General features: G+C 69.6%; 13 protein-coding genes, 1 tRNA gene, 1 rRNA gene and 1 riboswitch. Of the genes, 9 read left to right on the forward strand and 6 right to left on the reverse strand.

The features are described from left to right. Positions 1–51: 51 nt before the first annotated feature. From ACFYO0_RS15930 to ACFYO0_RS15940, 3 genes are all read left to right on the forward strand, one after another. Positions 52–125: transfer RNA gene (locus ACFYO0_RS15930), tRNA-Met, on the forward strand. Positions 126–307: 182 nt separating this feature from the next. Then, complete coding sequence (locus ACFYO0_RS15935) at positions 308–1,390, forward strand: PP2C family protein-serine/threonine phosphatase (protein ID WP_388675494.1); 1,083 nt, start codon at positions 308–310, stop codon at positions 1,388–1,390. Between the two features lie 287 nt (positions 1,391–1,677). Beyond that, positions 1,678–1,834, forward strand: a riboswitch (cyclic di-AMP (ydaO/yuaA leader). Between the two features lie 11 nt (positions 1,835–1,845). Further along, positions 1,846–2,862, forward strand: a complete 1,017-nt coding sequence (locus ACFYO0_RS15940; protein WP_388675392.1) for a M23 family metallopeptidase — start codon at positions 1,846–1,848, stop codon at positions 2,860–2,862. A 67-nt stretch (positions 2,863–2,929) separates the two neighbouring features. Here ACFYO0_RS15940 and ACFYO0_RS15945 read toward each other — a convergent pair whose 3' ends face one another. From ACFYO0_RS15945 to ACFYO0_RS15960, 4 genes are all read right to left on the reverse strand, one after another. Continuing rightward, positions 2,930–4,264, reverse strand: a complete 1,335-nt coding sequence (locus ACFYO0_RS15945; protein WP_388675395.1) for a PrsW family intramembrane metalloprotease — start codon at positions 4,262–4,264, stop codon at positions 2,930–2,932. An 81-nt stretch (positions 4,265–4,345) separates the two neighbouring features. Beyond that, positions 4,346–5,176, reverse strand: coding sequence for a tRNA (guanosine(46)-N7)-methyltransferase TrmB (gene trmB / locus ACFYO0_RS15950; RefSeq protein ID WP_388675398.1), 831 nt, complete (start codon positions 5,174–5,176; stop codon positions 4,346–4,348). A gap of 444 nt (positions 5,177–5,620) precedes the next feature. After that, complete coding sequence (gene lhgO / locus ACFYO0_RS15955; RefSeq protein ID WP_388675400.1) at positions 5,621–6,826, reverse strand: L-2-hydroxyglutarate oxidase; 1,206 nt, start codon at positions 6,824–6,826, stop codon at positions 5,621–5,623. 217 nt (positions 6,827–7,043) lie between these two features. After that, positions 7,044–8,468: an MFS transporter gene (locus ACFYO0_RS15960; RefSeq protein ID WP_388675403.1), complete on the reverse strand. Its 1,425-nt coding sequence runs from the start codon at positions 8,466–8,468 to the stop codon at positions 7,044–7,046. A gap of 660 nt (positions 8,469–9,128) precedes the next feature. On the opposite strand from ACFYO0_RS15960, the gene ACFYO0_RS15965 reads away from it, so the two are divergent. After that, complete coding sequence (locus ACFYO0_RS15965) at positions 9,129–11,228, forward strand: asparagine synthase-related protein (protein ID WP_388675405.1); 2,100 nt, start codon at positions 9,129–9,131, stop codon at positions 11,226–11,228. A 374-nt stretch (positions 11,229–11,602) separates the two neighbouring features. Here ACFYO0_RS15965 and ACFYO0_RS15970 read toward each other — a convergent pair whose 3' ends face one another. Then, complete coding sequence (locus tag ACFYO0_RS15970) at positions 11,603–12,421, reverse strand: TetR/AcrR family transcriptional regulator (protein ID WP_388675407.1); 819 nt, start codon at positions 12,419–12,421, stop codon at positions 11,603–11,605. A gap of 398 nt (positions 12,422–12,819) precedes the next feature. On the opposite strand from ACFYO0_RS15970, the gene ACFYO0_RS15975 reads away from it, so the two are divergent. The 3 genes from ACFYO0_RS15975 to ACFYO0_RS15985 all read left to right on the forward strand — a co-directional run bounded on the left by ACFYO0_RS15975 (position 12,820) and on the right by ACFYO0_RS15985 (position 16,907). Then, positions 12,820–14,220 carry an NAD(P)/FAD-dependent oxidoreductase gene (locus ACFYO0_RS15975; protein ID WP_388675410.1) on the forward strand — a complete coding sequence of 467 codons (1,401 nt, stop codon included), beginning with the start codon at positions 12,820–12,822 and terminating at the stop codon, positions 14,218–14,220. A 123-nt stretch (positions 14,221–14,343) separates the two neighbouring features. Further along, positions 14,344–16,032: a SpoIIE family protein phosphatase gene (locus ACFYO0_RS15980; RefSeq protein ID WP_388675413.1), complete on the forward strand. Its 1,689-nt coding sequence runs from the start codon at positions 14,344–14,346 to the stop codon at positions 16,030–16,032. Between the two features lie 56 nt (positions 16,033–16,088). Continuing rightward, positions 16,089–16,907 (forward strand): methyltransferase domain-containing protein, encoded by an 819-nt coding sequence (locus tag ACFYO0_RS15985; protein WP_388675416.1) that lies wholly within the window; start codon positions 16,089–16,091, stop codon positions 16,905–16,907. 49 nt (positions 16,908–16,956) lie between these two features. Here the strand turns inward: ACFYO0_RS15985 and ACFYO0_RS15990 are convergent, their stop codons facing one another. After that, positions 16,957–18,216 carry an MFS transporter gene (locus ACFYO0_RS15990; protein ID WP_388675497.1) on the reverse strand — a complete coding sequence of 420 codons (1,260 nt, stop codon included), beginning with the start codon at positions 18,214–18,216 and terminating at the stop codon, positions 16,957–16,959. Between the two features lie 146 nt (positions 18,217–18,362). On the opposite strand from ACFYO0_RS15990, the gene ACFYO0_RS15995 reads away from it, so the two are divergent. Beyond that, the gene (locus tag ACFYO0_RS15995) at positions 18,363–18,911 is read left to right on the forward strand and encodes a MarR family winged helix-turn-helix transcriptional regulator (RefSeq protein WP_388675419.1); all 549 of its coding nucleotides are present in this window, start codon (positions 18,363–18,365) and stop codon (positions 18,909–18,911) included. 648 nt (positions 18,912–19,559) lie between these two features. After that, positions 19,560–19,850 (forward strand): 16S ribosomal RNA (locus ACFYO0_RS16000); the annotation flags it as partial.

Here is a 19,850-nt window from a genome sequence, read left to right on the forward strand (position 1 = left end):
GAAAACGCGTGTGCTGAGCGTCCCGCGGATGGCGTACACTGGTTTTACCGACGCGGGGTGGAGCAGCTCGGTAGCTCGCTGGGCTCATAACCCAGAGGTCGCAGGTTCAAATCCTGTCCCCGCTACTGAACACTCAGGGCCGGAACCTATGGGTTCCGGCCCTGAGTGCTTTCCGGGTTCCCGACGGGTCCTGTCCCGATGGCCCGCTCACCCACTCGGCCCGCACAGGTCGCCCCCCGACCACCCGCCGGGAAACCTGTGACGGAGCGCGGTGAAGGGCGGGAGAGCAGTGGTGGGGCCCGGAGAAATGGAGACTGGTGGGCGGAGGGTCACTGACCTCCGGACTCTCGTCCGTGCGCTCCCTGTGCTGTTGATCATCGCGGGCGTCTGCTACGACTTCCTCACCCCGCCCCCCTTCACCGCGGTGCCCTTCTTCACGGTCGCCCCGCTCGTCGCCGCGCCCCTCTCCACGTTCGGCAACACGCTGCGTACCGGCGTCGTGGCCGTCGCCGCCCTGTCCCTGCTGCACATCAGAGGGCCCTTCGACGTGGGCTCGGCCACCGAGATCGCCACCGCGACGGCGGTCGCCGTGCTCGCCCTCGCCATCAACCGCCTCGTACGCCGCAGTGACCAACGTCTCGCCTCCGCGCGCGAGATCGCGGAGGCGGCCCAGCGCGCCGTACTGCCCGAACCGGCCGAACGGATCGGCGGGCTCGACATCGCGGCGCGGTACGAGGCGGCGCAGGCGGACGCGTTCATCGGGGGCGACCTGTACGCCGTGCAGGACACCCCGCACGGCGTACGGCTCGTCGTCGGTGACGTACGGGGGAAGGGCATGGGCGCGGTGGCGACCGTTGCCGTGCTCATCGGGGCCTTCCGGGAGGCCGCCGAGCAGGAGGCGACCCTTGAGGCGGTGGCGCAGCGGCTGGAGCGGGCGCTGGTGCGCGAGGCCGCCCGGCGAGGCGGCCTCGAGGCAGTCGAGGGCTTCACCACCGCCGTACTCGCCGAGCTCCCGCACGCCGACGCCGTCGTACGCCTGGTCCATCGCGGTCACCCCTGGCCGCTCCTGCTGTACGGGGACGGCTCGCTGGACACGCTGCGGTCCGAGGACCCCGCACTGCCGCTCGGGATGGGCGAGCTGGGCCCGTGGCCCGACCGGGCGCAGGAGGTCCCGTTCCCCGGCGGGGCCACCCTGCTCTTCTTCACGGACGGGGTGACCGAGGCCCGGGACCGGCACGGCGTCTTCTTCAACCCCTCTCAGTGCCTCTCGGGCCGGGCCTTCCACGGACCGCGGGCGCTGCTCGCCACGCTCGTGGAGGAGGTCCGCCGGCACACGGGGGTCGGCGGTGCGACGGACGACATGGCGCTGCTGGCGGTCAGGAGGCCGTGAGGCGGGTTCTTGAACCGCCCCGGGTCTTGATGCCTGCGGGGCCTCAATATCACCGGTAGTGATCGAATCAACTCACTCCGGTTAGCAACTGAAACATTGTCAACAGAAGTCACAGCAGTGAATTACCCGTGAGTCAGGGTCAACTCGCCCGATTCATCCCGCTCGTGACCCGAAAGTCCAGGCCAAGACTGCCAACGAATCTCCGGAACAGCTTGGAATCCGGTGCCTGCCTCTATTAACGTTCGATAACGCAGCGCGGTCGTCCCAGCCGTCACAAGAGTCGGCTCCGTGCGCACGCGCCGAATCCTGCAAGGGAACCGGGGAACCACCAACTTGGGGTGAATCGGGCGTTGTTACCGGTGGAGACACCGTGAGCGACGCGCGTAGGAGACCTTCCTGCTCCGAACCCGTCAGCTAACCCGGTAGGCGACAAGGAAGGAAAGGAGTGCGCCTACGTGGCGTCCAACCGCCCTGCCCCGCAGACTTCGTTCGCGCCGAGTGAGCAGCAGCCCGACTCATTCGGTTACGGCAAACGCCAGGACGAGGAGACCTGGGAGGAGTGGAACCCCACCGAGGATTCCCTCAAGCCCGTTCGCGGCAGGCACCGCGTCGGCAAGCAGCGCGGCGGAGGCCTTGCGCGCAGCTCCACGGTTCTGGGCGTCGGGGTCATAGCGGCCGTCAGCGCGGGCGGCATGGCCAGCGCGCAGACCGGCAAGCCGCCGGTCTCCATCACCCTTCCCGACCTTCCCCTGATCTCGGACGAACCCGAGGAAGAGGTCGGCTCCGCGACACCGCTCACCCAGGCCGGTTTGAGCACGGCGGACGCTGAGCAGGGCAACTCCGACGCGGGCGAGGCCCTGCGCGCCCGCATCATCCTGCAGGCCGAGCGGCAGCAGGACCAGGTGGACCGCGAGGCCAGGCAGGCCGCGGCGACCGCCGCCGCCAAGAAGGCCGCCGAGCAGGCCGCCAAGGAGCGGGAAGCTGCTCAGGCCAAGGCCGAGGCCGCCAAGGAGAAGGCGGAGGAGGAGGCCCGACAGAAGGCCGAGGCGGAGCGCCTCGCCGAGCTCGCCAGGAGCTTCGCGCTGCCGACATCCTCGTACACCATCACCTCGACCTTCGGTCAGTCCGGCGCCCTGTGGTCCTCCGGGAGCCACACCGGCCTGGACTTCGCCGCCCCGTCGGGTACGCCGCTCAAGGCGGTCCACAGCGGCACCATCACCGAGGCCGGCTGGAACGGCTCGTACGGCTACCTCACCAAGCTCAAGCTCGACGACGGCACGGAGATCTGGTACGCCCACCAGTCCTCGATCAGCGTCAGCGTCGGCCAGAAGGTCAGCACGGGCGAGGTCATCGGCCGGGTAGGCGCGACCGGCAACGTCACCGGGGCGCACCTCCACATGGAGGTCAAGACGTCGGGCGGCGACGGAATTGACCCGATGGCTTGGCTGCGGAGCAAGGGGCTCAACCCGTAAACCCGTAGGTCGGCTCTTCGACGCCATCCGCTTTCGGACGAGAAGCGGATGGCGTCCTGCTTTTCGCCTAGTTTCGGTAGGGGTTGTACGACGGGCCATACGCCGGGAAGGGCGACGCCTGCCCGTACGCGTTCCCGTACGCAGGCCACGGCGGCGGCACCGGAAGCGGAGCCGTGGACCGGGCCGCGTACGCCAGCGCGGGACGGGCCAGCTCGCGGCGGGCCCACAGCTCGTGGAGCAACTCCCGTTCCCGTACGACGAAATCGGCGCCCGCACGGCCGCGGCGCCCCCGGTGGCGCAGGAACGCCAGGGACGTCGCATAAGCCTCGTACTCCGCGACGGCCCGCCCCGCCGGGCGCCCGCCGTGATACGTGGCGTACTCGCGAGCCAGTCGCCGCGCCTTCATCGAGCCGAGCACGAACGGCTCGGGAACGGTCAGCCATCCCGCCATGGCATACGCGGGCAGCTCGGCGCGCACCGTCCCGAGCTCGCGCTGCCGTGTCCAGATGACCAGCCAGGTCAGCAGGCCGAACGCGGGCACCATGAACGCCGCGTACACCGCGAAGAAGCCGTACGTGCCGAAGGTCGACGAGCCGTTCCAGAGGGCGTGCATGCCCATCGCCAGCAGCAGGCCCGCGAAGGGCAGCAGTACACGTCGTATGTGCTGGCGTTCCGCCGAGAGCGCCGCGATGCCGAAGCCGATGCCGGTGAGCACGGTGAACAGCGGGTGCGCGAAGGGCGACATGATCACGCGTACGAAGAAGGTGGCGGCGGTGACGGAGGCGATACCGTCCTCGCCGCTGAGCTGGTCGGTGCCGAAGGCGGTGCCGAGGTAGAGGATGTTCTCGGTGAACGCGAAGCCGGTCGCGGTGACCCCGGCTATCACCACGCCGTCGACGATCCCGGTGAAGTCCCGTCTGCGGAACAGGAAGACAAGTAAGACCGCGGCGGCCTTCGCGCTCTCCTCCACGACGGGCGCTATGACCGTCGCGCCGATCGTGTCGGCGCTCGACGGATCCGCGGTGGCCGTGGCTATCCAACGCGTCGCGAAACTGTTCGCGACGATCGCTATCAGCGCCGCCGCGCAGGCGCCCCAGGCGAACGCGAACGTCAGGTTCCGCCAGGGCCCCGGCTCGACCCGGTCCAGCCAGCGGAACGCGGCGATCAGCAGCGGGACGGGCAGCACGGCAAGGCCAAGGCCCACCAAGAAGCCCTCTGTGCCGGTCTGTTCGCGGACCAGGGCCAGGATGACGAGACCGGAGAGGGCGAGCAGGGTGATCAGCGCGCCGTAGCGCACCCACTTGCGGCGCCACCAGTGTGTATGCCGCCGGGTGCCTCCGGCGGGGATGCCGGGTGGTGGTGGGTATGCCGGGTACGCCGGATACGGGGGACTGGTGGCCACAACATCGACCCTAACCAGGGAGGGGCTGGGCTTGCGACGGTACGTTTGCGCTCCGCTGGGTTCGCTGGATCCGGGCGGGCTTTATGGGGTGCTGGGTGGGGCGTTGTGCGGGGTGCTGTGCGGCACGCGGTGGAACAGCAGGTCGTGCACCACATGTCCCTTGTCCAGGCCCTGGCTCTCGAAACGGGTCAGCGGGCGGAAGTCCGGACGGGGCGCGAAACCGCCGCCCGGCCGGCTGCTCTCGAAGTCCGGGTGCGCGGTGAGGACTTCGAGCATCACCTCGGCGTACGGCTCCCAGTCCGTGGCGCAGTGCAGTAGCGCGCAGGGCTTGAGGCGGGACGCGGCGAGTGTGAGGAAGTCCGGCTGGATCAGGCGGCGCTTGTGGTGGCGCTTCTTGGGCCAGGGGTCCGGGAAGTACACGCGCAGTCCGCTCAGGGAGTCCGGCTGGAGCATCTCTCTGAGCAGGATGATCGCGTCGCCGTTCGCGACCCGGACGTTGGACAGCCCGTGTCGGTCCGCGAGATTGAGCAGATTCCCCTGGCCAGGGGTGTGCACGTCGACGGCGAGAATGTTGGTGGCGGGATCCTCGGCGGCCATCTGAGCGGTGGCCTCGCCCATCCCGAACCCGATCTCCAGCACGACGGGCTTGTCGTTCCCGAACAGGTCGGTGAGGTCGATCTTCCGCCGGCCATCGATATCCAGCCCCCACTTGGGCCAGAGCCGCTGCAAGGCGTCGGCCTGCCCATGCGTGACCCGACTCCGCCGCGGCTGAAAGCTACGGATCCGCCGCTCGAAGTGGGACCCGGCGGGGTCGGCGCGGGGGCCGTCGGGGAAGCGGGGTTCGCCTTTGGCGCGGGGGTGGGGACGGCGGGGTTCTTCGGTGTTTTGGCGCTCAGACACAGTGCGGTTCATTTTACGGAGCGGGTTGCCTCCGGCGGTTGGGCGGGTGGGTTCGTTGTCGGGTGCGGGTTTGTGGGTGGCTGGTCGCGCAGTTCCCCGCGCCCCTGGGTGGTCGGTGGGTCGGGGCCGTGGGCCGGTGCGTCAGCCCGTCGCTGGGTGGGCATACGGCCCATTTCTCACACAAGGCGCGGGTGGCCTGAGACAGAACCTACGCGACGGGCATACGACGCACCGGCCCACGTCCCCTCCCGCCGGTGGGAGAGTGCGGGCACGTAGTGGCTGTTGAGCATGATGACTGACGGTTCCGGGAGCGCCCCTCAGGGGCGCGGGGAACTGCGCGACCAGCCACAACGGTCCCGCAGCCGCGACACGACATGTCACCCCCACCCCTGGGGGGGCCTGGGGCGAAGCCCCAGTTTCGGGAAGGGGCGGGGCTGGGGAAAGAAACCCCAGCGGTCACCCCAACGCCTCCAGAACCCTCCGCCCCACCTCACGCCCAATCGGAAGCGAAGCGGTGGCCGCAGGGGACGGCGCGTTCAGCACATGTACCGTCCGCGGTCCTTCCCGCAGAAGGAAGTCGTCCACCAAAGTGCCGTCCCGAAGGACCGCCTGGGCGCGGACGCCCGCAGAAGTCGGAACCAGGTCATCCGGCGTAACCGCGGGCAACAACCGCCGCACAGCCGCGGCGAACGCCCCCTTGGACAAAGACCGCCGCAGCTCACCCCCGCCATACCGCCAGTGCCGCCGAGCTATCCGCCAGGCTCCGGGCCAGGCAAGCGTCGCCCCCAGCTCGCGAGCCCGCACGGTCCGCCAGTCATAGCCCTCACGGGCCAACGCCGGCACAGCGTTCGGCCCGATGTGAACGCCCCCGTCGATCCCGCGCGTGAGATGCACCCCGAGGAACGGAAACGCGGGATCCGGCACCGGATACACCAGCCCCTTCACCAGCCAGGGCCGCGTCAGCGAGTAGTACTCCCCCCGGAACGGCACGATCCGCATCCCGGGCTCGTCCCCCGCAAGACGAGCGATCTCGTCACAGTGCAGCCCCGCGCAGTTGACCAGCACGCGCGCGCGTACGACGTCCCCGTCGCCCGTACGTACAGCGACCCCGAGATCGGGCCGCCGGTCGATGTACGTGACCTCCGCCCCGTACCGAATCTGCGCCCCCGAGGCCTCCGCGAGCTGCCGCGCGACGCCCACGAAGTCGCAGACGCCAGTCGTGGCGACATGAATGGCGGCAAGCCCCCGGACCTCCGGCTCGTACTCGGCGATCTGGGACGCACCCAGCTCCCGTACCGGAATCCCGTTCTCCCGCCCACGCTGCACCAGCGCATGCAGCCGCGGCAGCTCGTCCCGCTCCGTGGCGACGATCAGCTTCCCCGTAACGGCATGCGCGATGCCGTACTCCGCGCAGAACTTGACCATCTCGGCCGCACCCCGCACTGCATACCGCGCCTTGAGGGACCCGGGCCGGTAGTAGATCCCGCTGTGGATCACCCCGCTGTTGCGCCCCGTCTGGTGCTGAGCCGGCCCCGGCTCCTTCTCCAGCACCATCACTCGAGTCCCCGGCGCGGCCCGCGTAATCGCATAAGCCGTGGACAGCCCAACGATCCCCCCGCCGACCACGACCACATCACAGTCATAAACGATCACGCGCCGCACCTTCCCACCTCCCACTTAGATAGTGCACTGCGCCACTGACAACGCGCTGAAACCCCGAAAATCGGCGGAGGGCCCCGCCGCCCCGATTGAGGGCCGTAGGTCCCTGGAGGGGCGCGGGGCTGGGTCGATCCACGGCTCCGTCGCGTGGGCGCGATCAGCCACAGACAAACCGCGGCCCCAAAACCACACCAACCAGGCAGACGCGAAGGACCCGGCTCTATGCGGGAGCGACCAGCAACGGCCGAGCCCTCTCCCGCAACTCCATCACCCGCGGCTCATCCCCATACGGCTCCAGCCGATGCAGCAGGTCCTTCACGTACTCCGTGGTGCGAGCCGAAGAGATCCGCCCCGCCACCTCCACCGCCCGCACGCCCTGCTCACACGCGGCGTCCAGGTTCCCCGACTCCAGCTCGGCAACCGCGGACACCACGAGCCGCAGGCCGTGCGACCGCACGAACTCCTCCGTCGGCTTCGACAGTGCCTGCTCGGTGAAGCGGCGCACCTGGCGCGGAGCCTTGAGATCGCGGTAGCACTCGGCGGCATCGGCGGCGAAACGGTCGTACGAGTAGAAGCCGAGCCAGGACGGGTCCTGGTCGCCGTCACGGGCCCGCTCCAGCCAGCCCTCGGCGGCCTTCAGGGCCCCGCCGGCGGCCTGGGCGTCGCCGGCACGCGCGTGTGCGCGTGCCTCGACGAGGCTGAAGAAGCTCATGGTGCGGGCCGTGGCCAGGCCACGGTTGCGCTCCAGGGCGGCCTGGGCGAGGTCTACGCCCTCGTCGCCGAAGCCGCGGTACGTCGCCTGGAGGGACATGGAGGCCAGTACGTACCCCCCCAGAGGCACATCGGCCGCCGCGCGCGCGAGACGCAGCGCCTGGATGTAGTACCGCTGTGCGGCCTCCTGCTGGCCGGTGTCGAAGGCCATCCACCCGGCAAGGCGGGTCAGTTCGGCAGAGGCGCCGAACAACGCCCGGCCCACCTCGTCCGAGTACGCGCCGAGCAGCAGCGGCGCCGCCTCCACTCGTAGGCACTCGGGCACCATGGACGAACGCCAGTCGCCGCCTCCGTACTTGGAGTCCCAGCGCCTGGCGTCCTCGGCGGCCTCACGCAGCTTCTGTACGTCGCTGTGGCCGACTTTCAGCGGTGCTCCGGAGCCGTCCACAGGGCTCGCGTCGCGGGCCACCGAACTGTCGGCCGGGGTTATCAGCCACCGGGAGGCGGGAGTCGCGTACGCGCTCACCGCGAACGAACCGGCCAGCGACTGCCAGATGCCTCCGGAGCCGGCTTTGCGCCCGGCGAGGTCGAGGCGGTACAGGTCCGTCGCGGCCCGCACGGCCTGTCCTACGTCACGGGGGAAGGCGAGGCCCACTTCGGGGGCGGGATCCGCGTCCGCCAGACCGATCTCGTGGAGCGGTACGGGGCGGCCGAGCTTCTGGCCGATGGCCGCGGCGATGAGGTGCGGGGCCGCACCCTGCGGCACCATGCCCTTCGACACCCATCTCGCCACCGAGGTCTTGTCATAGCGAAGAGTCAGTCCGCGCTGTGCGCCAAGATCGTTGACGCGACGGGCGAGGCCTGCGTTGCTGATTCCCGCGAGGGCGAGAACGGCGCCGAGTTTTTCGTTCGGCCCGCGTTGCTCCCTGGACATGCGCCACCCCTCGACACAGACGGCTGCCGCGTTGGCATAACCACGCGGCATTCGTAAACCCAGCGTAGTTCGCCGCATCCCATGCGTTAAGAGGCATAGTTCCGGATGGCGAGATTGTGGTCCGCTGGGAAGTACGCAGCGTTGTGGTGTGCTCCCGGTGTGTGGCTGTGCGCCCGGCCGTGCGCTCTTCTCCGGCCACCGTCGAATCGCTTCCATGGATCCTGCGTGGGTCGGCCCGCTGTACTGGATCCAGCGGGCTGGGGGACACCGCCGTCTCATATCCCCGCGGGCGGCGGACCGGTCCGGGAGGCGAACTGCGCCTCCCGGATCGTGCGTTGCGCAGGGCCTGTACGGAGCGTGTGCACGCCCGTGCACCCATCGCCGATTTGGCTGATTTTCGCCCCTGCCTTCTGAGCTCGAAAGTCCCTCCTACCATGGCACTTGACGGCGCGTTGGGTGTCGTGGGGGAGCGAACCGGGGGCGCATTCGCGTCGTAATCTCCGTGCTCCGTGCGTGCGTTCGCTCCATAGCGGGCATCTCCTCAGGGGCGCACTCTGGGGTGCACTAGCGACGGCAGGACCCACCGGCGCGCTCTCTTCGTGGCAGCATGGTGCCCAGTTCGTACGGTGCACTGGTTGTCCACAGCCTGTGGAGGCGGCGATGCGGTGGTTGGTGGGGTGGAGCAGTACCGCCACTGCGGCTCCTGAGATCGGCTCGGCGGGGGCCACCGGCAGCGATGGCGAGACGGTGCACCCGGTGGGGTCCCAACTCCTGTGGGGCGACCCCGATCCGCTCTGGGCGGTCGGCGACTGGCGCCCCGACGAGGTGCGCGTCGTGAAGGCCGACGCACAGAACCGGATCGCCGTGCTCGGCACCTGCGGCGCCTCCGACGAACAGCTGCGGGTGGGCCTGGTCGCCGCGCGCGGAGGGGCACTTCGCCATCTGACGGCCTGGTCCGGCAGCTACACCGCCGTCGTCCAGGTGGGCCGCCGGGTGATGGTGTGCGGCGATCTGGCGGGCGCACGGCCGGTGTTCTACACCCCCTGGTCGGGCGGCACGGCGTACGCCACGGCCGCGCTCCCCCTCGCCGACCTCATCGAGGCCAACCTCGACTTCGGACACCTCGCAGCCATCCTCGCCGCCCCCGACGTACCCGCCGCCCTGCACAACTCCACGCCCTACCTGGGCGTGCAGCGCATTCCGCCGGGGCACGCGCTGATCCTGCGCGCCGGCGCACGCGAGATCGCCGGTTACGAACCGGTCGCCTCCCTCGCCGTCGCGGCCGCCACCGTCGACCCCGACAGCGCGGTGGACGCCGTACGCGACGCCCTGGTGGAGTCCGTACGCGCCCGTCTCGCCGCTCCCCGCCATGTCCCCGGCGCCGATGTGGACCCCGGTCCCGTGCCCGGCATGGGGCCCGCCGAGCGGCGTGCGGCGCGAGGCATGCCCGTACCCGGCATAGGAGCCGACCTTTCCGGAGGCCCCGCTTCGGGCACTCTCGCCCTCCTTGCCGCCGGCCTCCCCGGAATGCCGGGCACCGTCCTGGGGCACGGCACCGGCGCCGGCGAGCGCCTCCTCGCGGTCACCTTCAACGACCTCGCCGTGAAGGGCCGCGAGGCCGAACTGGAGCGCGCCGGGACGCTGGCAGCCAATCCCCGGCTGCACCACGTAGTGGTCGCCGGCGGCGAAGAGGTCCTCCCCTACGCCGAGTTGGAAGGCCCGCTGACGGACGAGCCGGGCCCCTCCCTCGTGACCGCCGCCTGCCATCGGGCGCGGCTCGCCGCGGGCAGCGCGGACCACTTCACGGGGTACGGCGCCCGGCAGGTTCTGGACGCGCACCCGGCGCGCCTGGCCGACCTGCTGATGGACCGCAAACGACGTCATCTGGTGCGCCCCGTCGCCGCGTTGGCGAAGGCGGACGGCTCGGTCCTGGTCCCCGCGCGCGTGTACGGTGCGGCGCGCAAGCTCGCCCGTACGCCCTATCTCGTCGGCATACAGGGTCTCGCCGACCGGCTGCTGCACAGGCGCTTCGACGAGCCCGGAGGTGCCGTGGGGGCGTCCCTCGCCGCGCTCACCTGGGCCAGACCGGGCCCCGCTGCGCGCTGGCTCACCGGCGAGGCGCTGGCTGAAGTATCGGTTCGCCTGACGGGCGCGACGTCCCGGGCGAGTGTCGGCCCCGGCCAGCGCCCCGGCGACTTCCGAGCCCGCGCCGCCCTCGCCCGGCACGCCGCCGACCTCCGCATCCTGGAACAGGCCGCCGAGATCCGCTTCCAGCGCCTGCACGCCCCCTTCCTCGACAACCAGGTCGTACGCGCCTGCCGAGCCCTCCCCGAGGCCCTCCGAGTCCAGCCCGGCGCCCGAGCCGCCATACTCCGTACGGTCCTGGAAGGCGCCGGCGTAGCCGACCTCCCACCCGGCTGGGGCGCCCCGTCCCACGCCACCTCGGCAGCCGCCGCCCGCACCGGCCTGCGCGCCGCCGCGGACACCCTGGTAACCCTCTTCGACACCCCGCTCCTGGCCCAGGCAGGCCTGATAGAGGCCAGGGTCGTCCGCAAGGCCCTCCGAGCGGCGGCGGAAGGCGAACCCCTGCCCCTGGAGGGCCTGGCAGACCTCGTCTCCCTGGAGCTATGGCTCGGCCGCTTGCTGGACCGCAGGGGCACGTGCTGGACCGGGACGCCTGCGCGACAGCGGGCGGTGCCTGGGGGGATCGCGCCGGAGCGGGGTGCGTTGGGGGCGGGGGCGGCGGCTCGGCAGGGGTAGCTCCTCAAACGCCGGAGTGGCTCTGACTCCACGCCGGAGTTCCGCTGCCCAGGCGGGAACTTTCCAACGCAGGCCCGCATCAAACAGCCCGTCCGGCGTTTGAGGACGAGGCCGTCAGGCCGATGGGGGTCTGGGGCGCAGCCCCAGCGGGGTCCAGGGGCGGAGCTCCTGGCGGGGTCGAAGGGGCGGAGCCCCTTGTCTTCGGGAAGGGGCGGGCTTGGGGAAAATGAAACCCCGCCCAGCAGCCCCCTACCGGCATCCCGCCCACACACGCGAAGCACGCACGCGCACCCGTACGGGGGAAGAGGTCAACCCCCTTCCCCCGTACGGGCCTCAGCGAAGTGGCCGAACGCGCAACACGCCCGCCCCGTGCCCTACGCGGGACGCGACCGCAGCCCCTCCAGCAAAATGTCCAGCAACCGCGCCGAAGCCGCAGCCTGCTGCGCCGCATCCGGCAGCGACGGCGCCGCCGTGGCGATCACCAGCAGCACGTCCGACACGGTCACGTCCGTCCGCAGCTCACCCGCCGCCCGAGCCCGCTCCACAAGCCGCCCCACGACCTCGAGCAGCTGAGCGGCCCCCGCGTCGTCGTCCGCCGCAGCGGCCTCCTCGTCGGACCCCGACCGCTGCTCCACGAGCCGCAGCTCACCGGAGCCGGATCCGAGGCCGGAGCCGTTGCCGGATCCGAAGCCGGACACCGACTGCGCCCGCTGCTGCGGCACCAGCGCCTCGTCGAGAACCGCACCGTCCTCCACGACGCCCACCCGCAACACCTGCGGAGGCAACAACCGCCCCGCACCCGAAGCCACAGAGGTCCGCAGAAAGCGCGAGAGCGCCGACCACGGCTCGTCCTCCTGGCCGAGCGCCGCCCGGGCCTGGTCGGTCAGCCGGGAGGTCTCCTCCTCGGCGATCCGCCGGACCAGGACGTCCTTGCTCGGGAAGCGCCGGTACACCGTGCCCACGCCGACCCGTGCGCGCCGTGCCACGTCCTCCATCGGCGCGCCGTATCCCAGCTCGCCGAAGACTTCGCGCGCCGCGCGCAGTACGTGCTCCAGATTGCGCTGTGCATCCACGCGCAGCGGTGTCGTCCGCGATGCGTCCCCCGCACCGCGTCCGTTCCCCATCGCCGCACCGACCGCGCCGCCGCCTGCGATGGCAGACGCGGATGACCAATGAGTTTCTTGAACATGCATATGTGTTCCCCCGGTAATGACGTCTCCCCCCCGGAGACTCTCCCCGCCATTGACAAGCCGGAGCGAGCGGAACAGGCATCGGCCCCACGACCCGTGGTACCCGTCGTACCAGTCGTGCGGACCCGCCGAGTGCTTCCCCCTACACCCCGATGACACACGAACATAGTTGAGTAAGGGTCAATTCAGAAGGGGCAGGTTCCGCACAGTGCGCCCCCCGATCGGACTACGGACCGCATACGTCCCGATTAAGACACCTACCCTCATCCTGTCCACCCCATCTGACCTGCACATCTTCCGCCCACTCCGGCAAATCGGCCAACTCTGCGCGTCTCAGGCGGCGGGTCACACAAATTGTCGGGGCTGTGGACAAAATCAAGAGCGCGTTGCGTCATGGGTGGGTGAACACTGCGATCTCCCGGGGGACGACCCCCGAACGCCCGAACGGTGCGCGCATTCTCATCGTCGGCGGCGGTTACGTCGGGATGTACACCGCTCTGCGACTCCAGCGGAAGCTGAAGGCGGAGCTCAAACGCGGCGACGTAGAAATTGTCGTGGTCACGCCAGACCCCTATATGACCTATCAGCCGTTCCTCCCCGAGGCCGCCGCGGGAAACATCTCGCCCCGCCACGTCGTCGTGCCGCTGCGCCGTGTTCTCGACCAGTGCAAGATCGTCATCGGCGAGGCCCAGTCCATCGACCACGCCAAGCGCACCGCGACCCTCACCACACTCGCCACCCTGGAAGAGGGCGCGGAGCCGGAACAGATCTCCTACGACCAGCTCGTCCTCGCGCCGGGGTCCGTCTCACGCGTCCTCCCCATCCCGGGCCTCGCCGACCACGGCATCGGCTTCAAGACCGTCGAAGAGGCCATCGGCCTGCGCAACCACGTCATCGAGCAGATGGACATCGCCTCCTCGACCCGCGACCCCGCGATCCGCGACGCGGCCCTGACCTTCGTCTTCGTCGGGGGCGGTTTCGCCGGCGTGGAGGCCCTCGGCGAACTCGAGGACATGGCCCGCTACACCGCGCGCTACTACCACAACGTCAAGCCCGAGGACATGAAGTGGATCCTCGTCGAGGCCTCGAACCGCATCCTGCCCGAGGTCGGCGAGGAGATGGGCAAGTACACCGTCACCGAACTGCGCCGCCGCAACATCGACGTACGCCTGGAGACCCGCCTCGAGTCGTGTGTGGACCGGGTCGCCGTACTGAGTGACGGCGCGCGCTTCCCGACGCGTACGGTCGTATGGACCGCCGGTGTGAAACCGCACCCGATCCTGGCCGCCACCGATCTGCCGCTGAACGAGCGCGGACGCCTCAAGTGCACCGCCGAGCTGACCGTCGAGGGCGTCACGCACGCGTGGGCCGCGGGAGACGCCGCCGCCGTCCCCGACGTCACCTCCAAGGAGCCCGGCACGGAGACCGCCCCCAACGCCCAGCACGCGGTGCGCCAGGCCAGGACCCTCGGCGACAACATCGTCCACTCCCTGCGCGGCGAGCCCCTGGAGACGTACTCCCATGCGTACGCCGGCTCGGTGGCCTCCCTGGGACTGCACAAAGGCGTCGCACACGTCTACGGGCGCAAGTTGAAGGGCTACTCCGCCTGGTTCATGCACCGCACGTACCACCTGAGCAGGGTTCCGACCTTCAACCGCAAGGCCCGGGTGATGGCCGAGTGGACGCTGGCGGGGCTCTTCAAGAGGGAGATCGTCTCCCTCGGTTCGCTCGAACATCCCCGTGCGGAGTTCGAACTCGCGGCCGGTGGAAAGCCTCCAGAGGACCCGAAGGGGTCGTCCTGACCGGACTCAGGAACTCCACCTCAGGGACCGGCGTCTGACGGATGTCGGTCCGGTCGGACACACTGGTCCACGACCATGGGCGGGCCGACCGCTCGCCCTTCAATCTCACGAGGCCGTCCCACAGTGAACTTCACGCGCTGGAGCGCCCGGCTCCCCGGAACGCAGCGCCGCGCTCAGGCGCGGACCGGCAGTTCGTCGAACGCGCTCCCCTCGGAGAGCGGCTCCGTGCCCGCGGCCCGCGCCGAGCGGCGAACCGCCGGCGAAGCCGCCGACACCGATGACGTCGGCGACGACGAAACCCCACAGATCCCCGCTGTGGACGAACTACCGGTCCGAGAGGTCCTCGACCGCATCCCCGCCCTCGTAGCCCTCGTACACGGCCCGGAGCACCGCCTCGCGTACGTCAACGACGCCTACGCAGAGGCCTTCGGCGTGCGTCCGGTCGGCGAACCCGCGCGTGAGGCGCTGCCCGAGCTGGAGGAGATCGGCCTGCTGTCCCTCCTCGACCAGGTCCTGCGCAGCTCCAAGCCGCGTACGGTCCTGTCCCGCAAGGTCCCCAGCGGCCGCTCGTACACGTTCACGTGCACCCCCGTCGACATCTCGGCCACCCCCGAAGGGGGTGGCGTACTGATCTTCGCCGCAGACGTCACCGACCAGGCCGTGGCCGCCGACCGCCTGCGCGCCAGCGAGCGCGAGCTGCGCGAGACCGCGGTCACCCTCCAGCGCTCCCTGCTGCCCCAGGACCTGGAGGAACCCGACGACCTCCGCGTCGCCGCGGTCTACCACCCCGGCGGCACGGAGGCCGCGGTCGGCGGCGACTGGTACGACGTGATCACCCTCGGCGGCGGCCGTACGGCCCTGGTCATCGGCGACGTCATGGGCAGAGGCGTACGCGCGGCAGCCGTCATGGGCCAACTCCGCACCGCCGTCCGCGCGTACGCCCGCCTCGACCTGCCCCCGCACGAGGTCCTTCAGCTCCTCGACGGCCTGGCCACGGAGATCGACGCCAACCAGATCGCCACCTGCGCGTACGCCGTCCACGACCCCAACGAGGGCCGCCTCGTATACGCATCCGCCGGCCACCTCCCGATCCTCGTACGCGACGACAGCGGCACCGTTCTGCGCGCTGAGGAACCCATCGGCCCGCCCCTCGGCACGGGCGGCTGGATGCACGCCTCCGGTTCGATCCCGCTCGGCCCCGGCTCCACCGCCGTGCTCTACACGGACGGCCTGGTCGAACGCCGCGACAAGGACCTCGACGAGGGCATCGACGCCCTGGAGGAAGCCCTCGCGGGCGCCACGGGCACACCCCAGGTGATCTGCGACCGCCTCGTCCGCTCGGCGGGCATGACGGCGGACCACGACGACGACGTGGCGGTCCTGGTACTCCAGCACCCGTCCCGTACGGGCTCCGACGGCGAGCTCTTCCGAAACGCCGCCCTGGAGCTGCTCGGCGGCGTGGAAGCGGCCCCACGCGCGCGGGCCTTCGCCTCCGGCGTCCTGACGAGCTGGCGCTTCCCCACGGACCTGCACGACCTCGGCGTCCTCGCCGCCAGCGAACTCGTCGCCAACTCCCTCCAGCACGGCACCCCGCCCATGCGCCTGCGTCTGCGCCGCACGGACCGCCGCCTGATCGTCGAAGTGACCGATGGCGACGACCACCTCCCACGCCGCCGCCGCGCCGAACCCGCCGACGAGGCCGGCCGCGGCATCGCGATCGTCGCCACCATCGCCTCCAACTGGGGCTCACGCCGCACGCCCGGCGGCGGCAAGTCGGTGTGGTGCGAGTTCGCACTTCCGCGTGTCACATAGATCCGAGGCCGCGCGCCATCTGGCCGATCGCCGCACACGGTGCTAGTAGCTCCCCCATGGCAGAGCAAACGGAATCGGGCTTCCAGCTCACAGGCAGTGCTCCCGAGCGTTACGAGCGGTACGTCGCGCCGATCATGGCGCCCTTCGTCGAGGCGGTCGTGGACGCCGTCGACCTGTTCCCCGGAGCCACGGTGCTCGACCTCGCATGCGGCACCGGATTCGCGGCGCGGGTGGCGGCCGCCCGGGTCGGTCCCGCGGGCCGGGTCTACGGCGCCGACCCGAACGAAGGCATGCTCAAGGTGGCCGAAGCACACCACCCGCGCATGTACCCAGACATCGAGTTCACCGCGGCCCCCGCCGACCAACTCCCGTACGCAGAAGACACCTTCGACGCGGTCGTCTGCCAGCAGGGCGTCCAGTTCCTCCCCGACCTGGACGCGGCGCTCACCGAGACGGCGCGCGTGACGCGTCCTGGAGGCCGCTTCGCCGCCACCATGTGGGCATCTCTCGACAAGTCCCCGTACTTCACCGCCCAGCACCGCGCCATCGCAGAACACGGCGGCCCGGAAGCCGCCGCAAACTTCACGGCCGCCTTCGTTCCCGCCGAACGCCTCACGACCGCCCTGCGCCGAGCAGGCTTCCAGGAGGTCACAGACCGCGAGGTCACCTTCGGCATCGCGCTACCCCCGCTGGCAGACTTCGCCGCCAGCCACCTCTCCGCTGTCCCCTGGGGCCAGACGATCATTGAAACAGGCGGCCAGGAAGCCCTCACCAGCGCGGGCCGCACGGTCCACGACCTCCTCAAGGCCCATACCGCCCCCGACGGCACAGCGACGCTCTCCTTCACCTCGACCCTGGTCACAGCCCTCCGCTGACACAAAGAGGCGGCCGTCACCCCAAGGTGACGGCCGCCTCTCCACGGCTTCAGACCTTCGCCGATACCGCCTCCGAGGGCCCCGCACTCCGCGCGACGACCCGGCTCCTCGCCATCGACGGCTGATTCTGTACGGGCGTGAGCTGCCGCCCCAGCCGTACGGCCAGGAACGTGATGCCCAGCGAGAACAGCAGGAACGTCACGACGTACGGCCCGTGCAGCGCCGCCCCCATCGGCCCGCCCACCGCAGGACCGACCGCCAGTGCAAGCTGCTTCACCAGCGCGAACGCCGAGTTGTACTGCCCCGCCATCCCCGTCGGCGCCAGATCGGCGACCAACGGCGCCACGGTCGGCGACAGCATCGCCTCACCGAGCCCGAAGAGCGCGTACGTCGAGATGAACGCGGCCGTGGCCATGGCCTGGCTCCCGTCCCCGAGCCCCGCATACCCGGCCACGCCCCACGCGACGGCCCAGATCAGCCCAACAGCCGCGATCACCCGGGACCGCCGACGCCGCTCCACGAACCTCAGCACCACGAACTGCGCGACCACGATCACCGCCGTGTTGGCGGCAAGCGCCGTGCCCAGCGTGGAAGTCGAAATCCCCGCCGCCTCGACACCGTACGCACTCAGCCCCGACTCGAACTGCCCATAACAGGCGAAGAACAGCACAAACCCCAGCACACACAACTGCACCATGGCCCGATTACCGAGAAGCTCTTTCCAGCCCCCCTTGGCCCGCGACGCCCTGCTCCCGAGCCGCGGCGCATCCGGCATCCGTATGGTCGCCATGATCACGACCAGCAGCAGAAACATCGCCGCCTCGACCGTGAACAACAACGTGAAGGAACCCGGCCGCGTGGCATCGACGAGATGCCCACCAATGAGCCCACCGACCCCCAGCCCGAGATTCTGCAGAAAGAACTGCATGGCGAAGGCTCGCGACCGAGTCCCGGCAGTCGAACAATCCACGATCATCGTCGCAAGCGCCGGCTGCATCACGGCCTGCCCCGCCCCGAGCACCCCCGCGGCCGGCAACACGGTCACCCCGCTACTCGCAAGCCCCAGACTCAGCGCACCCAACGCGGCAGTGACCAGGGCGACAAGCAGCACCGGCAGCGCACCACGCCTGACGATGGCCCGCCCGGCAAACGGCAGCACAAGCAGCGCGGCCACCGCGAAGACAGCAAGCACAAGCCCCGCCGTCACAGCACCGAGCTCCCGCACCTGAGCCACGTAGACGTACAGATACGGGACGGTGAAGCCGAGCCCGAACGCGCCGAGTGCGTTGCCCGCATGGATCCGACGCATCGCTGCGCCCTTCGCCCTGGTCACTTTCACCTGCTTCAGTGGTTCGCGAAACTTAGAAGTGAAGACTTCAAAGCTAAACTTAGACACTGAACTCTACACACTGAAGGACTTAGACACCAAGCGAGCACATGCCATACTTTCGGCCCATGGGCGACACCCCCGGCGCCGGCGAGCCGACACTCGAAGAGCAGATCGCCGCGTACCAGCGCGAGTTCCAGGACCTCGACCCCCAGGTGGAGAAGATCGTCTCGGCCCTCGGCCGCCTCAACCGCCGTATGAACGTCGCCTACGGCCGCCAGACCGCCACCCTCGGCATCAGCAACGCCGAGTGGGAGGTCCTCAAGGCCCTCGTCCTCTCCGGCGCCCCCTACCGCATGGGCCCGAGCAACCTCGCCAAGCGCCTCGGCCTGACCCCGGCCGCGATGACTCACCGGATCGACCGCATGGTGGCGGAGGGCCTGGTCACGCGAGAGCGCGACGAGTCCAACCGCGTACGCGTCATCGTCGAGCTCACCACCGAGGGCCGCGAGAAGTGGCTGGCAGCCATGCGCCTGGCCAGCGTCTTCGAGGAGGACCTGCTCCAGGACCTCTCCCAGGAGGAACGCGGCGTCCTCGGCGACGTTCTGACCCGCCTCCTCCGACGCGTGGAGCACGCCCAGCCGGACGCCGGCGGCCGGCTCACCGACCTGGACTGACGGCACCCCCGAGGTTTGCCGAGCTGTCGCTTAGGGGAAGCTTGACAACCCCCTCGTGGATCCGTAAGGTTCTTCGAGTTGCCACGGGGCCGTAACGGTTCTGCGGCAACAACTCCCGCCGCAGAAGCGGCACATCAAACCACTAGTGCGATCTCCCTACGGGGTCAATTTCGGCATGCCCGAATTGAATTCCCCTGGGGTCAGGCAGCCCGATTAGGAACTGCCGACAGCATCCGCTAACGTTTGGAACGTCGGAACGGCCCAACAGTCGTGAGGACAAAACCAGTTGACTGGGGTTCAGGCCCGAAAGGATCTGCTACAGTCAACGTCGCTGGAAGGCCGAAAAGCCGGAAAGCGAGACCCCTCCGACGGGGAATCGGACACGAAAGAGTCTGGTAAAGTCGGAAACGCAAGACCGAAGGGAAGCCCGGAGGAAAGCCCGCGAGGGTGAGTACAAAGGAAGCGTCCGTTCCTTGAGAACTCAACAGCGTGCCAAAAATCAACGCCAGATATGTTGATACCCCGTCTCCGGCCATTCGGTCGGGAACGAGGTTCCTTTGAAGAATACACAGCGAGGACGCTGTGAACCTCCCGTTCATTCCGCGGGGGGTTCCGCTCTCGTGGTGTCGTCCCGATTACGGGAATACATTCACGGAGAGTTTGATCCTGGCTCAGGACGAACGCTGGCGGCGTGCTTAACACATGCAAGTCGAACGATGAACCACTTCGGTGGGGATTAGTGGCGAACGGGTGAGTAACACGTGGGCAATCTGCCCTTCACTCTGGGACAAGCCCTGGAAACGGGGTCTAATACCGGATAATACTTCCACTCTCCTGAGTGGAGGTTGAAAGCTCCGGCGGTGAAGGATGAGCCCGCGGCCTATCAGCTTGTTGGTGAGGTAATGGCTCACCAAGGCGACGACGGGTAGCCGGCCTGAG

Origin of the sequence: Streptomyces sp. NPDC006365, from assembly GCF_042870755.1 — a bacterium.
Taxonomy (GTDB): domain Bacteria; phylum Actinomycetota; class Actinomycetes; order Streptomycetales; family Streptomycetaceae; genus Streptomyces; species Streptomyces xiangluensis.